Origin of the sequence: Saccharopolyspora sp., assembly GCF_017434145.1 — a bacterium.
GTDB classification, from domain to species: Bacteria; Actinomycetota; Actinomycetes; order Mycobacteriales; family Pseudonocardiaceae; genus Saccharopolyspora_C; species Saccharopolyspora_C galaxeae.
In genome coordinates, this window is record NZ_JAFRFW010000089.1 from 1 (window position 1) to 13,507 (window position 13,507).

General features: G+C 67.9%; 11 protein-coding genes and 1 pseudogene. 6 read left to right on the plus strand and 6 right to left on the minus strand.

From position 1 onward, the window contains the following. Positions 1-131, plus strand: a pseudogene (locus IJH84_RS02260) (peptidyl-tRNA hydrolase); the annotation flags it as partial. Between the two features lie 7 nt (positions 132-138). On the opposite strand, the gene IJH84_RS02265 reads toward IJH84_RS02260, so the two are convergent. Further along, positions 139-1,806: an acyl-CoA synthetase gene (locus IJH84_RS02265; RefSeq protein WP_295139659.1), complete on the minus strand. Its 1,668-nt coding sequence runs from the start codon at positions 1,804-1,806 to the stop codon at positions 139-141. An 84-nt stretch (positions 1,807-1,890) separates the two neighbouring features. Beyond that, positions 1,891-3,111 (minus strand): hypothetical protein, encoded by a 1,221-nt coding sequence (locus IJH84_RS02270; RefSeq protein WP_295139661.1) that lies wholly within the window; start codon positions 3,109-3,111, stop codon positions 1,891-1,893. 218 nt (positions 3,112-3,329) lie between these two features. On the opposite strand from IJH84_RS02270, the gene IJH84_RS02275 reads away from it, so the two are divergent. Beyond that, on the plus strand, positions 3,330-3,911 hold the full coding sequence (locus IJH84_RS02275; RefSeq protein WP_295139663.1) for a TetR/AcrR family transcriptional regulator: 582 nt from the start codon (positions 3,330-3,332) through the stop codon (positions 3,909-3,911). A 134-nt stretch (positions 3,912-4,045) separates the two neighbouring features. On the opposite strand, the gene IJH84_RS02280 is transcribed toward IJH84_RS02275, so the two are convergent. Together IJH84_RS02280 and IJH84_RS02285 are read right to left on the minus strand one after the other, a co-directional pair. Next, positions 4,046-4,402, minus strand: coding sequence for a carboxymuconolactone decarboxylase family protein (locus IJH84_RS02280; RefSeq protein WP_295139665.1), 357 nt, complete (start codon positions 4,400-4,402; stop codon positions 4,046-4,048). 35 nt (positions 4,403-4,437) lie between these two features. After that, entirely contained in the window at positions 4,438-4,932 is a 495-nt protein-coding gene (locus tag IJH84_RS02285) for a nitroreductase family deazaflavin-dependent oxidoreductase (RefSeq protein ID WP_295139667.1), read from the minus strand. A gap of 332 nt (positions 4,933-5,264) precedes the next feature. Between IJH84_RS02285 and IJH84_RS02290 the strand changes: the two genes are divergently transcribed. The 3 genes from IJH84_RS02290 to IJH84_RS02300 are packed head-to-tail and all read left to right on the plus strand — an operon-like array spanning position 5,265 to position 8,037. Next, positions 5,265-6,488, plus strand: coding sequence for a cytochrome P450 (locus IJH84_RS02290; protein WP_295139668.1), 1,224 nt, complete (start codon positions 5,265-5,267; stop codon positions 6,486-6,488). 2 nt (positions 6,489-6,490) lie between these two features. Then, complete coding sequence (locus IJH84_RS02295; protein WP_295139670.1) at positions 6,491-7,843, plus strand: cytochrome P450; 1,353 nt, start codon at positions 6,491-6,493, stop codon at positions 7,841-7,843. Continuing rightward, positions 7,843-8,037, plus strand: a complete 195-nt coding sequence (locus tag IJH84_RS02300; RefSeq protein ID WP_295139672.1) for a ferredoxin — start codon at positions 7,843-7,845, stop codon at positions 8,035-8,037. Before IJH84_RS02295 ends, IJH84_RS02300 begins: the two co-directional genes overlap by 1 nt. Positions 8,038-8,251: 214 nt before the next feature. Here the strand turns inward: IJH84_RS02300 and dnaE are convergent, their stop codons facing one another. Further along, positions 8,252-11,833 carry a DNA polymerase III subunit alpha gene (gene dnaE, locus IJH84_RS02305; RefSeq protein ID WP_295139674.1) on the minus strand — a complete coding sequence of 1,194 codons (3,582 nt, stop codon included), beginning with the start codon at positions 11,831-11,833 and terminating at the stop codon, positions 8,252-8,254. A gap of 471 nt (positions 11,834-12,304) precedes the next feature. After that, positions 12,305-13,114, minus strand: coding sequence for a hypothetical protein (locus IJH84_RS02310; RefSeq protein ID WP_295139675.1), 810 nt, complete (start codon positions 13,112-13,114; stop codon positions 12,305-12,307). Positions 13,115-13,295: 181 nt separating this feature from the next. Between IJH84_RS02310 and IJH84_RS02315 the strand changes: the two genes are divergently transcribed. Beyond that, on the plus strand, positions 13,296-13,481 hold the full coding sequence (locus IJH84_RS02315; RefSeq protein ID WP_295139677.1) for a DUF397 domain-containing protein: 186 nt from the start codon (positions 13,296-13,298) through the stop codon (positions 13,479-13,481). Positions 13,482-13,507 lie beyond the last annotated feature (26 nt).

A 13,507-nucleotide genomic window follows, 5' to 3' on the forward strand; every position in this document is an offset into this window, starting at 1 on the left:
CGTGGGCGCGTTTGGACCCCGGCGGCGATCCCGGCGCGGCGTGGCGGCGCGACGGTGTCGCGGCGGTGCGCGATGCCGGGTTCACCGAGGTCGATCCCGGAACCGTCACGGTGCTGGGGCAGTGGCGGTGAGCCCACCTCAGCCGGTGCCGGTTGCGGGCGAGCCTGCCGCGGCTTGTTCGCGCGCCCACCGGTAGTCCGCCTTCCCGGCGGGCGAGCGCACGATTTCCGGCACGCGCAGGAACATCTTGGGCTGCTTGTAGCGCGCGATGTGGTTGCCGCATTCGGCGCGCAGGTCCGCGTCGGTGGTGCCTGCGGCCGGGTCGAGCTGGACGAGGGCGACGACTTCGCTGCCCCAGCGGGCCGAGGGCCTTCCGACGACCACCACGTCCTGCACGGCGGGATGTGCCGCGACGGCGCGTTCGACCTCTTCGGCGAAGATCTTCTCGCCGCCGGAGTTGATGACCAGCCCGGCCCGCCCCAGCAGTTCGATCCGACCGTCCGCGCGCAGCACCGCGCGATCGCCCGGCACGCTGTAGCGCTGCCCTCCGATCACCGGGAACGAACGCGCGGTCTTCGCTGCGTCGCCCAGGTATCCGAGCGGCACGAGGCCCTTGCTGGCCAGCCATCCTTCACCACCGCCCGGCCGCAGTTCCCCGGCGAGATCGTCATCGATGACCGTGGTGGTCTCGTCCGGCGCGAAGACCGCGGTGTCGGCTTCGGCGTCGGCGGCCGAGACGTGGTTCATCTGGATGCCGGTCTCCGACGAGCCGACCGCGTCCAGCAGCAGCACGTCCGGCAGCACTTCCAGCACCCGGTTGCGCACGGCGGGCGTCAGCGGCGCGCCGCCGTTGTTCACCGCCGCGAGCTCGGAGAGGTCGTGGCCGCCGCGCTCGATCGCGTCCAGCATCGGCCGGGTCATCGCATCGCCGATCACGGGCAGGCTCACCACCCGCTCCCGCGCGGCGACGTGCAGCGCGTCGTCCCAGTCCAGCCGCGTGTTGTCGGCGGGCAGCACGATCTTGCCGCCGGTGGTGATCATGTGGAAGGCCGACCACTGGGCGGCACCGTGGATGAACGGGGCCGTCATGAGGAAGGTGAGGCCGCCGGCTGCGTCTCGGGCAGCGGCGGCGATCTCCTCGTAGCAGGAGTACGGCTGCTTCGTCCCGAACGGCGTGCCGCCCATCGCCCGCAGGTAGATGTCGTGCTGGCGCCACAGCACCGCCTTCGGCATCCCGGTGGTGCCGCCGGTGTAGATGGCGTAGGTGTCCTCGCCACCGGGATCCGGCATCCGATCGGGGGCGCGGGTGCGCACGGCTTCTTCGTAGTCGATGGCGCCGGGCACTAAGTCGTTTCCGCTGTCGTCGGCCACCTGGAGCAGTACGTCCGGTCCGGGGAGCCGGTCGCGCAGCGCCGCGACCTGCGGGGCGAACTCCGCGTGGTAGATCAGCCCGCGAGTGCCCGCGTCCGCGAGCAGGTAGTGCAGTTCCTCGGCGACATAGCGGTAATTGACGTTGAACGGCACCGCGCGGGCGCGGTAGGCGGCGACCATGCTCTCCAGGTATTCGTTGCCGTTGCGCAGGTACAGGCCGATGTGGCTCTGGTGGGATTCGTGGCCTGGCAGTTCACCGCGCTCGCTCCAGCAGCCCAATCCGCGCGACACGAGGTAGTTGGCGACACCGTCGGCGCGGGCGTTGACGTCCCGGTACCGCAGTCGCCGGTCGCGCCACACCAGCACTTCCTGCTCGGGAACGGTTCGCGCGACCGTGTCGAAGACCGTGGAGAGGTTGAACAGCGTTCCCGGCATTGCCGATCGTTCCCTTCCAGTGGCGGCGATGTGGTGGGGTGAACGGACCGCTCGACCAACTGGAGCGGGCGAGCAGGCCACTCGTCAGCTCACGGGTGTGATCGGGATGGATTTGCGCGGCTGGAACCGGAAGGTGGAGCCGGTGCTGACGCGGGTGACCGCGACCTCGTCGAACTCCGCTGCCGGTTCGGCGCGGGGCAGCACCCGCGCGGACCAGTCGGTGTCCGAACCTTCGACGACCACGTCCAGGCGCGGGTCGACGGCTCGCACGATCGCTTGCAGCGGCGCGGTGTTTTCCGGGCCGCAAAAGGAGATCCAGGCACCGTCCTCGTGCGCAGGTCCGTTGTGGACGGTCAGTCCGTCGCCGACGTGCGCGTTGACGTAGGCCGCGGGGTTGAGCAGCGGGTGCAGCGCGAGAACGCGCAGCGCGCCCTCGATGCCGTCCGGTAGTCGCAGCGCCCGGTGCAACCGTTCGGCGGATATGCCCGCGATGCCGAGCAGCTGCTTGGCGCACAGCTGCCGCGCCTCGTCCGCTCCGAGTCTGCTGTGGACCGAACGCGCGAAACCGAGGCACAGCAGGTGCATTTGCAGGCAGACCTCGTCGGCCATCCGCACCAGCGCCGATCTGGAGAACTCCCGGAACACCAGATCACTGCGCAGCGGCCCGGAGTAGTCCGCCGAACCGTCGTCGTCCGGATCGATCGCGCCGAGTTCGGTGGTCGCCGCCCGGCAGCCGCGCAGCGCGCGGCACCCGTCGGATTCGGCGACCGGCGGATGCTCGGAGTCGATGATCACCGTCCACGCGCAGTGCGGGTGCCGGTCGACCGGCTCGCGCGGCGGCCGGTGGATCGGGCGCACCTGCGCCCTCGGGTTGGTGGCCACCGCGGTCGCGTCGAACGTGGGGTCCTCGATGTCGTGGCACATCGACCGCACGTAGCGTTCGCCCATCGGCTCGACGTCCATCAGCGCTCCGCAGTGGTCCAGGTGGAACTCGCCGTGCCACGGGTCGCGCACGGTGTAGCGGAAGTCCATGAACTGCGGCGGCGCGCCGATGTCGAGTTGCAGCCCCTTGAAGATGGTGATCACGTCGTCGCCCTCGTAGCGCAGCGCGCGCTGCATCCTCCGGGTGTAGATCGGGCTGGCCGCCATCCATTCTTCGATCGCGATCCGGGTCATTCCTTCGCGCCCGAACGCGGCGATGCACCACGCCATGGCGGAGCGGTCGATGAGCTGCCCCGCCAGCAGCAGTTCGGGCAGCAGCACGGCGAGTTCGGCGCGTTCCAGCTCGTCGAAACGGGAGTCCAACCGGAGCCTCCGAGGAGTTGCGGCGCGCGGTGATCCGTGGTCCCGCACCGCGTACCGCGTGGTGGAATTGTCGTTCGGAGAATTGTTCGCAGCAGTACGGTAAACCGTTGATGGACACGTGTCCAGTGTTATGCGAAAGGTTTCATCCGAATGCTCGCCGCCAGGTGGTTCCATCCCGTTGTTGTCGCCGGTGCAGGCGTGCAGTAGCGTCTGGACATGTGTCTGAAAACCTCGCGAACGAATCCACCCGGCGCCGGTTGAACTCCCGGCAGCTCGACACCGTCCGGCGGCTGACCACCGCCGCGGTCGACGAGCTGCGGGCATCGGGCTACGCGGGGTTGACCGTGCGCAACGTCGCTTCCCGCGCCGGTGTCGCGCCGGCCACGGCGTACACCTACTTCTCCTCGAAGAACCACTTGATCGCCGAGGTGTTCTGGCGGCGGCTGCAATCCTTGGAACCGGTTCCCGAACAGCCGCAGGAGCCCGCCCGGCGGGTGGTCGAAGTGCTGCGGGAAATCGCGCTGGTGGTTTCCGACGAGCCGGAACTCGCGGTGGCCAGCACCACCGCGCTGCTCGGCGACGACCCGGACGTCCAGCACTTGCGGGCGCGGATCGGGCTGGAAATCCGCACGCGGCTGGAAACCGCGCTCGGCGAACGCAACGAACCGGATGTCCTGAACGCGCTGGAATTCGCCTGGTCCGGTGCCATGGTGCACGCCGGAATGGGTTACACCTCCTACAGCAAAGTCGCCGACCGGCTCACCAAAACGGCCGAACTCGTGTTGCAGGGAAAATCCTGAACCCACGGTTCAGCGCACGTCGATCCCGCTGATCTTCCACTGCTCGCCGATGCGCCGTGCGGAAACGCCCGATTGCGCCGGCCCGGATCGGCGATCGGCGGTGCCCGCCCGCGGGATCGGCGTGGATCTCCGCGCTACGAGCGGTCGTGCTCGCCGATCGCCTTTTCGACGACCGTGTTGAGTTTCGTGCCCAGCGGCCAGCCGACGTAGTGCGTCAGGAAAAGCGCGATCTCCCGGAGCTGGTCGGCGTCGAGTTCGGCGTTGCCGAGCGCGGCCCGCACCTGGATGTCGGCCACGTCGTCGAGGCCCTGCGCGGTCAGCGCGCCGAGCAGTAGCAGCCGCCGGTCGCGCAGGCTCAGGCCCGGCCGCGACCAGATGTCCGCGAACAGGTGGTCCACTGTGGTCCCGAAGAAGTCGCCGGGGCCGTCCTGCACCTCCCACCCGTAGACCTGCTGCATCACGTCGAGTCCTTGTGCGCGCCGGGTTTCCATGAACGCTCCTCCGCGGTCCGGTCCGTTGTGGACTCTCAGTCCAGTGGTTCGCAGACGATGATGGGGATCGTGCGCTCGGTCCAGGACTGGTAGGAGTTGAAGTCCGAGTACACCTCGAGCAGCTTCGGCCACAGTTCGGCGCGTTCGGCCTCGTCCGCCTCGTGCGCGCGCATCCGCAGCACCTGCTTGCCGATCTGGATCGTCACCTCCGAGTTGGCGGTGATGTTGTGGTACCAGCTCGGGTGCCGCGGCAGTCCGCCCTGCGAGGCGACCAGCACCACCCGGTCGCCGTCGCGCATGTACAGCAGGGGATTGGTCCGCTGCTGTCCGCTCTTGCGCCCGGTGGTGGTGAGCAAGCAGGTCGGCACCCCGCTGCGCAGTGCGCTGCCGACGCGCCAGGTCCCGCCGATGCGCCCGCCCGTCGCGCGATACACGCGCACGTGCATCCGGGACATGATCCGCATCATCTTCGGCACCAGCGGCGAATCGAGCTGCGTCGGTCGCTTCTTGGCCGTGGGCTTGTCGGTCACGACGAGTCCTCCTCGGCGGCCCCGGGGTGGCCGGCGGCGGTGCCCGGTCAACGCTGGGGAGCCAGCGCGCACCGCACTTTAGTCACGCGTCTGTTCAGTTGTCCAGAACGTCGTTGGAGTGCGAAACCCGTGCTGTCCCGCCGTTTCTCGCGTGTTCGCGGTTGTTCTGCGCAATCTCGCTGTAGTACTGTCTGGACAAGTGTCCGGTCTGGCGTTCCCGCTCCGGCAACCGCTTGAGCCAGTGCGCATGGCGCGGGACCGAAGGAGAGAAGCCGGGGCGAGGACCGTCCGCCCCCTGACCCCGTGGGCCCTGAACCCGTGGAGCGAACCCCATGACGAACACCGGAGCCGCCGTGCCCGTCACGTTCAGTCCCTACGACTACGAGTTCCACGAGGACCCGTACCCGATCTGCGCGCGGCTGCGGGACGAGGCGCCGCTCTACCGCAACGCGGAGCGCGGTTTCTGGGCGCTGTCCCGGTACGAGGACGTCGTCGCGGCCTTCCGGGACAAGGAGCGGTTGTCCAACGCCAACGGGGTGACGCTGGACCCCGCGGCCTACGGCCCGCACGCGCACAAGACGATGTCGTTCCTGGCGATGGACGATCCCCGGCACCACCGGATGCGTTCGCTGGTGTCCAAGGGATTCACGCCGCGCCGGGTCAAGAGCCTGGAGCCCCGCATCGAGGAGCTGACCCGGCTGCACCTGCAACCGGCGATCGAGCGCGGCGAGTTCGACTTCATCGCGGACTTCGCGGGCAAGCTCCCGATGGACGTGATCTGCGAGCTGCTGGGCGTGCCGGAGTCCGACCGCGACGCGCTGCGCGACCTCGCCGACACCGTGATGCACCGGGAAGAGGGCGTTCCGGACGTGCCGGAACCTGCGGTGGCGGCCGCGTTGGAACTGGTGCAGTACTACGTCGACATGCTCGCCGAGCGCAGGCGGCGCCCGACCGACGACCTCACTTCCGCGCTGCTGGCGGCCGAGATCGACGGCGACCGGCTCACCGACGAGGAGATCGTCGGGTTCCTGGTCCTGATGGTCGTCGCCGGGAACGAGACCACCACGAAGCTGCTCGGCAACGCCGTCTACTGGGCGTGGCGGAACCCGGAGCAGCTGGCCAAACCGATGGCCGACCCGCAGCGGGTGCCGGACTGGGTCGAGGAGACGCTGCGCTACGACACTTCCACCCAGGTCCTCGCGCGCACCGCGACGGAGGACCTGCACTTCCACGGGCGCACGGTGCCCAGCGGGGACTGCGTGCTGCTGCTGGTCGGCTCGGCCAACCGGGACGGACGCGCCTTCACCGATCCCGATCGCTACGACCTCGACCGGGACACCGGGCGGCAGCTGGTCAGCTTCGGCAGCGGCACGCACTTCTGCCTGGGCGCGCACCTCGCCCGGCTGGAAGCCCGGATCGCGCTGACGCAGCTGGTGCACCGCGTGCGTGATTACGACATCGACGCCGAAGCCGCGCAGCGAGTGCATTCCAGCAATGTGCGCGGATTCGCCACCTTGCCCGTGACCGTGCGACCGCGCCGACTCCGGAAAGGTTGATCATGACGTTGTCCGAGCCACCGCTGGTGTCCGGCGAATCCGGTCGGCACGGCCACCTCGAAGAACTGCGCACCGACCCGATCGGACTGCTCAACCGGGTCCGGAGCGAATGCGGCGACGTGGGCGCCTTCCGGCTCGCGGACCGCCGGGTGGTGCTGCTGTCCGGAGCGCAGGCCAACGAGTTCTTCTTCCGCTCCGCGGACGAAGAGCTCGACCAGGGCGAGGCGTACCCGTTCATGAAGCCGATCTTCGGCGCGGGCGTGGTCTTCGACGCCCCGCCCGAGCGGCGCAAGGAGATGCTGCACAACCAGGCGTTGCGCGGCGAGCAGCTGAAGGGGCACGCCGCGACGATCGCCGACGAGGTCGCCCGGATGCTCGCGGATTGGGGCGACGAAGGCGAAATCGACCTGCTTGACTGGTTCGCGGAACTGACCATCTACACCTCGTCGGCCTGCCTGATCGGGCGCAAGTTCCGCGAAGAGCTGGACAGCCGGTTCGCCACGCTCTACCACGAGCTGGAACGCGGTACCGACGCGTTGTCCTTTGTGGACCCCTATGCGCCGATCGAAAGCTTCCGCCGCCGCGACGAGGCCCGCGAGGGACTGGTAGCACTCGTGCAGGGCGTGATGGCCAAGCGCGCTTCCGGGCCGCGGCCGGAGAAATCCGACCGGGACATGCTCGACGTGCTCATGTCGGTCAAGGACGAGGCCGGCGAATCGCGGTTCTCCGCGGACGAGATCACCGGCATGTTCATCTCGATGATGTTCGCCGGGCACCACACCAGCTCGGGCACCGCGGCCTGGACCCTGATCGAGCTGTTGCGCCACCCGGCCGTTATGTCCACTGTGGTCAAGGAACTCGACGAGCTGTACGCGGACGGCTCCGAGATCAGCTTCCAGGCGTTGCGCGAGATCCCGCACCTGGAGTCCTCGATCAAGGAGGCGCTGCGGCTGCACCCGCCGCTGATCCTGCTGCTGCGGGTGGCCAAGGACGAGTTCGCGGTGCGCGGTCACCGGATCGGCGAGGACGACCTTGTCGGCGCCACACCGGCGATCTCGAACCGGATCCCGGAGGACTTCCCCGACCCGGACGCCTTCGACCCGCACCGCTACGCCGAACCGCGCCAGGAGGACATCGTCAACCGGTGGACGTGGATCCCGTTCGGCGCCGGGCGGCATCGCTGCGTCGGTGCGAACTTCGCGATGATCCAGCTCAAGGCGATCTTCTCGGCGCTGCTGCGGGAGTACGAGTTCGAGCTGGCGCAGCCCGCGGACAGCTACCGCAACGACCACAGCAAGATGGTCGTGCAGCTCGCGCGGCCGTGCACCGTGCGCTACCGCCGCAGGAGGAGCTGATGGAGATCGGCGTCGATGCGGACCTGTGCCAGGGGCACGCGATGTGCGAGCTGGAGGCCCCGGAGGTCTTCCGGGTTCCCAAGCGCGGCTCGGTCGAAATCCTCGACGAACACCCCGCCGCCGATCAGCACGCCGACGTGCGCCGCGCGGTCGCCTACTGCCCGACCCAAGCGTTGCTGCTCAACGAGACGTGAGGGCCGCCGCGGCGCCCGTCCGCCAATCGCGCTCGACGAGTGAACGGCCTGCTGGTCCCACTAGATTGGACGAACAGTCCGTTCACTCACCCGGTCTCCTGGAGTGAACGGACCGTTGGTCCGAATAGATTGGACGAACGGGCCGTTCGCTCGGAAAAGCGGGTGGGGAACACCGGGCAAGATCGCGTACGGAGCCGCCACGGTGGTCGGCTCGTCACGCCGATCCCGCGCGCTCGATCGCGATGCCGCGCACCGACTTGAGCTCGGAGACGAGCTCGGTGCAGATCTTCACCGGCCACTCCGGCAGTTCCAGCCGGGTGGTGCCCAATTGGACGTGCACCGGGGTGTCGCCGTGGTAGGCGCCCAGCGTGTTGCGCAGCTCCGCGACCGTGTCCTTGCTGATCTTCTTGTAGTCGGCGCGCAGCACCAGCGGCGGCTCGGAGCCGGGCTTGTGCTCGGCCGCGGTGATGTCCACCGGCACCGCGTCCGAGGCGAACACGCTGATCTCGCCCTCGCGCTCGTTGACCCGGCCCTTGACCGCGAGCGCGTTGTCCTCCACCAGGCTCTCGGAGAACATCTCGTAGGACTTCGGGAAGAACAGCACTTCGACGCTGGCGTCGAAGTCCTCCAGCGTGACGATCGCCCACGGCTGCCCGTTCTTGTTCAGCCGCCGCTGGATCCCCGAGATCATTCCGGCGATCTTGGCCTCTTCCTTGCCGCTGCCGGGCTCGCGTTCACCGCCGACGAGTTCGGCGATGCTGGTGTCCTGGTACGGCCGCAACAAGCGTTCGGCCCCGTCCAGCGGGTGCGCCGAGACGTACAGGCCGAGCATTTCGCGCTCGTAGGCCAGCAGCTGCTTGCGCGGCCATTCCTCCTCGGTGAACTGCAGGTGCGCCAGCGGTGAGGTGTCGTCGGCGCTCGCGGTGTCGTCGCCGCCGCCGAACAGGTCGAACTGGCCCATCGCCTCTTGGCGCTTGAGACCGATCACGGCGTCGACCGCCGCCTCGTGGTGCTGGGTCAGCGCCATCCGCGTCTGCCCGAGCGAGTCGAAGGCACCGGCCTTGATCAGCGACTCGATGACCCGCTTGTTGCACGCGGTGATCTCGATCTTGTCCAGGAAGTCGGTGAACGAGCTGAAGCGGCCCTTCTCCTGGCGCGTCTTGATGATCGACTCGACCACGTTCGCGCCGACGTTGCGGATCGCACCGAGTCCGAAGCGGATGCGGCCCTCCACGGCGGCGTGCCCGACCTCGGACTCGTTCACGTCCGGCGGCAGCACGCGGATGCCCATCCGGCGGCACTCGGACAGGTAGACGCCGGTCTTGTCCTTGTTGTGCGCGTTGGCGGTCAGCAGCGCGGCCATGTACTCGGCCGGGTAGTGCGCCTTGAGGTAGGCGGTCCAGTAGGTCACCAGGCCGTAGGCGGCGGCGTGCGATTTGTTGAACGCGTAACCGGCGAAGGGCAGCACCGTCGCCCAGAGCTGGTCGATGGCCTCCTTGCGGTACCCGCGCTCGACCATCCCGGCCTGGAAGCGCTCGAACTCCTGGTCCAGCACCGACTTCTTCTTCTTGCCCATCGCGCGCCGCAACAGGTCGGCTTGCCCGAGGCTGTAGCCGGCCACGGTCTGCGCGATCGCCATGACCTGCTCCTGGTAGACGATCAGGCCGTAGGTGTCGCCCAGCACGCCTTCCAGCGGCTTGTCGAGGTCGGGGTGGATCGGCTCGACCGGCTTCTTGTTGTTCTTGCGGTCGGCGTATTCCAGGTGCGAGTTGACGTCCATCGGACCCGGCCGGTACAGCGCGACGCAGGCGACGATGTCGCCGAACCGGGTCGGCGTCATGCGCTTGAGCAGCGACTGCATCCCGCCGCCTTCGAGCTGGAACACGCCGAGGCTCTCGCCGCGGCCCAGCATCTCGTAGGCGGCTTCGTCGTCCAGCGGGATGTCCAGCGGTTCGATCTCGGTGCCGTGGTTGGCCCGCACCATCCGCACGGTGTCGTCGATCGTGGTCATGTTGACCAGGCCGAGGATATCGATCTTGAGCAGGCCGACCGCCTCGCACTGCGGCCCGTCCCACCCGGTGATGATCTCGCCGTCGTCGCGCTTCCACAGCGGCAGCACGTCCAGCAGCGGCTCGCGGGAGATGATGTGCGCGCAGGCGTGCACGCCTGCGTTGCGGATCAGGCCTTCCAGACCGCGCGCGGTGTCGAAGATCTTGCCGATCTGCTGGTCGTTCTCGATCAGCGAGCGGACCTCGGCGGCCTCCTGGTAGCGCTCGTGCTCCGGGTCGACGATCCCGGACAGCGGGATGTCCTTGGCCGCGATCGGCGCGGGCAGCGCCTTGCTGAACTGGTCGGCGAGCTGGAAACCGGGCTGGCCGAGGTGCACGCGGGCGGCGTCCTTGAACGCCGCCTTCGTCTTAATCGTGCCGTAGGTGATGACCTTGGCGAAGTACTCCTCGCCGTACTTCTCCTTGGCGTAGGCGATGACCTCGTCGCGCCTGCGCTCGTCGAAGTCGATGTCGATGTCCGGCGGCGAGTCCCGTTCGGGGTTGAGGAACCGCTCGAACAGCAGGCCGTGCTGGAGCGGGTCGATGTCGATGATGTGCAGCACGTACGACAGCAGCGCGCCCGCCGCCGAGCCGCGACCCGGCCCCACCCGGATGCCGTTGTTCTTGGCCCACCGGATCATGTCGCCGACGACCAGGAAGTACGAGCTGTACCCCTTCTCGGTGATGACCTTGAGCTCCCATTCGAGCTGGTCGCGGTATTCCTGGGTGAACCCGTCCGGATACCGGGTGGGGATGAACTCCTCGACCTCGTCGCGCAGCACCTCGACGTCGGTGCGACCGGCCTGGATCTTCGCCTGCGGCATCCGGTTGGCCTCGGCGAACGCGTCTTCATAGCCCTCGACCATGTCGGTGATCCGCAGCGTGCTGTCGGCCGCGCCGGGCACCTCGGTGTCCCAGTACTCGCGCATCTCCGAGGACGACTTGATGTGGTAGCCATCGCCCTGGAACTTGAACCGGTCGGTGTCGGCCAGCATCGACCGGGTTTGCAGGCACAGCAACGCATCGTGCTGCCCGGCCTGATCGGCGGTCACGTAGTGGCTGTCGTTGGTCGCCACCGTGCGCAGGTCGAGTTGCCGGGCGATGTCGACCAGATCGGCGCGGATGTTGCGCTCCATCTGGATGCCGTGGTCCATGACCTCGATGAAGAAACGATCCGCGCCGAAGATGTCCTTGTAGTCCGAGGCGGCCTGAATCGCTTCTTGCTTCTGGCCGATCCGGAGCCGGGTCAGCACCTCACCGGCCAAGCACCCGCTCGTCGCGATGATTCCCTCGGAATGTTCCGCGATCAGTTCCTTGTCCATTCGCGGTTTGCGGAAGAATCCTTGGGTGGAGGCCAGCGAAGACAACTTGAAAAGATTGCGCAGCCCGGTCGAATTCTGCGCGAGCATCGTCATGTGCGTGTAGGCACCGGCGCCCGAGACGTCGCCGCCCTCTTCGTCCCCGGACGCCTTCTTGCCGGTCACGGCCCTGCTGCCCCAGAACACCGGCTTCTTGTGGAAGCGGCTCTCCGGAGCGACGTACGCCTCGATGCCGATGATCGGCTTGATGCCGGTCTTGGTGGCGTGCTCGTAGAACGAGTGCGCGCCGAACATGTTGCCGTGGTCGGTCATCGCCACCGCGGGCTGTTCCAGCCGGGCGACCTCGGCGAACAGCGCGTCGTGCTTGGCAGCACCGTCGAGCATCGAGAACTCGGTGTGCACGTGCAGGTGAACGAACCGATCAGACACGCGGCCATCTCCGGAAGCGTCGGGTGGGCGGACAGCTGGCGCCGCAACTCTAGTCGTCCCACGCGGCGTGGTCTGACTGCATCGGGCCCGTGTTGCTACCCGGCTACATCGATCCTGTGCGCAGTCGGTACCGCCCGGCCGCCCCGGGCTCCGGCCGGGCACTCCTACTCGCTGTCTTGCGGCTCGTACGACCCTCGCCGCGGCGCTGTTGATCGACGAGGAGCGGAGGCGGTCGGCACCTCCTGTCGGGGGAGGTTGCTGGCAGGTGCCGACCGGCCGACCCGAGCGGCAGCGACGGGGAGAACCGCTCGCCCGGGTCACCGCCCTGCTTGCAGGGCGGGGTCTTCTCTGCCCTGCGAACAGGGCGGAGCTTTTTCGCGTTCGTCATGGGATTCGCAGGCAATCGGGGCATTGGCGGAACCGCTCGCAGCGCGGTGCTGAACCGCGAATAGCGTCTTTCGGCATTGAAGATTATGTCCAGAGCGCACCCAATGTGCGGCGCAGATCCACTCCGAGGCTCAAGGCAGTTGCTTGCATGATCGGGACGCTGAAGCTGGATTGGATGTGGCGATAGCCCGGACCAAGTGTCCGGGCGATCTCGTACGCGGACTCCCAATACCGCCAGGCGTCCCCATGCCGCCCTTTCCGGGCGCATGTAAGGGCGTTTTCCGCCCGTAGCGCACCGACCATCCCGCGCCAGTCAGCAGCCGCCGACTCCACGTAGGGCTCAAGCTGAGCGGCACCGTCATGTGCGACCGAGATCGCCTCGTCCCAACGCCCGGACTCGCGCAGCGCTTGCACCAGTGCCCATGCGCCCGCCGCCATCGCGTACGGGTCGTCAGCGTCCTGTCCCTCGGTGACCGCTCTATCAGCGACGAGCCACACCAGCTCAGGATCGGGTTGGTAGGAGACGTAGAAATCCGCCAACTGGTAGACGCCCGCCAAGACCCGTCGTGCGTTGCGTCGTTCTTCTCCCCATCGCGCCCGCACAGCACGTTGCGCATCGCGAATGAGATTCGGCAGAACGGCACCGACCTGTGTCCGGTGGTCCGGTGACGAGTGGCGAAGATGCCACGCTGCAGCAAGCCGCTCACGCAGGTGCGCCAGGTCCACCGGGCGCGTATCCGAGCTGAGTCGGTAGTCCATCAAAGCCGCCCGCACGTCGTTGAGCGCGCCGTGCGCGGGGCCTATCGCGTACCTGGAGATCGAGACTGCTTCTCCGTTGCCGGTCAGCTCGGCGAGGTCGCTGATGTCGAGCGCACCGGCGATCTTGGTGAGCATGTGGAGCTTCGGGGTCTGGAGCCGACCGGACTCGACTGCCTTCACCCATTCCGGCGAACGGCCGACGAGCCCACCAAGTACCCGACGGCTTATCGGCGCAGGCGCATTCGTTCTCGGAATACAGGCGCTTGCCCACTAGCATCCTGGAGATTGCAAGCCACCCGTACGAAGGAGTCGCACCATGAGCGCAGGTATTCATTGGCGGAAATCGAGCCGGAGCGGGCAGGACAACAACTGTGTCGAGGTCGCGGACGCCCGGTTGGTCCGGGACAGCAAGCTCGGTGCGCGGTCGCCGGTGCTGGAGGTGTCCGCGAAAGCGTTCAGCGACTTCATCAACGCCGCCAAAGACGGCCGCTTCGACGGTTGAGGTCGCGGATCGAGCGCTGGAGGGAG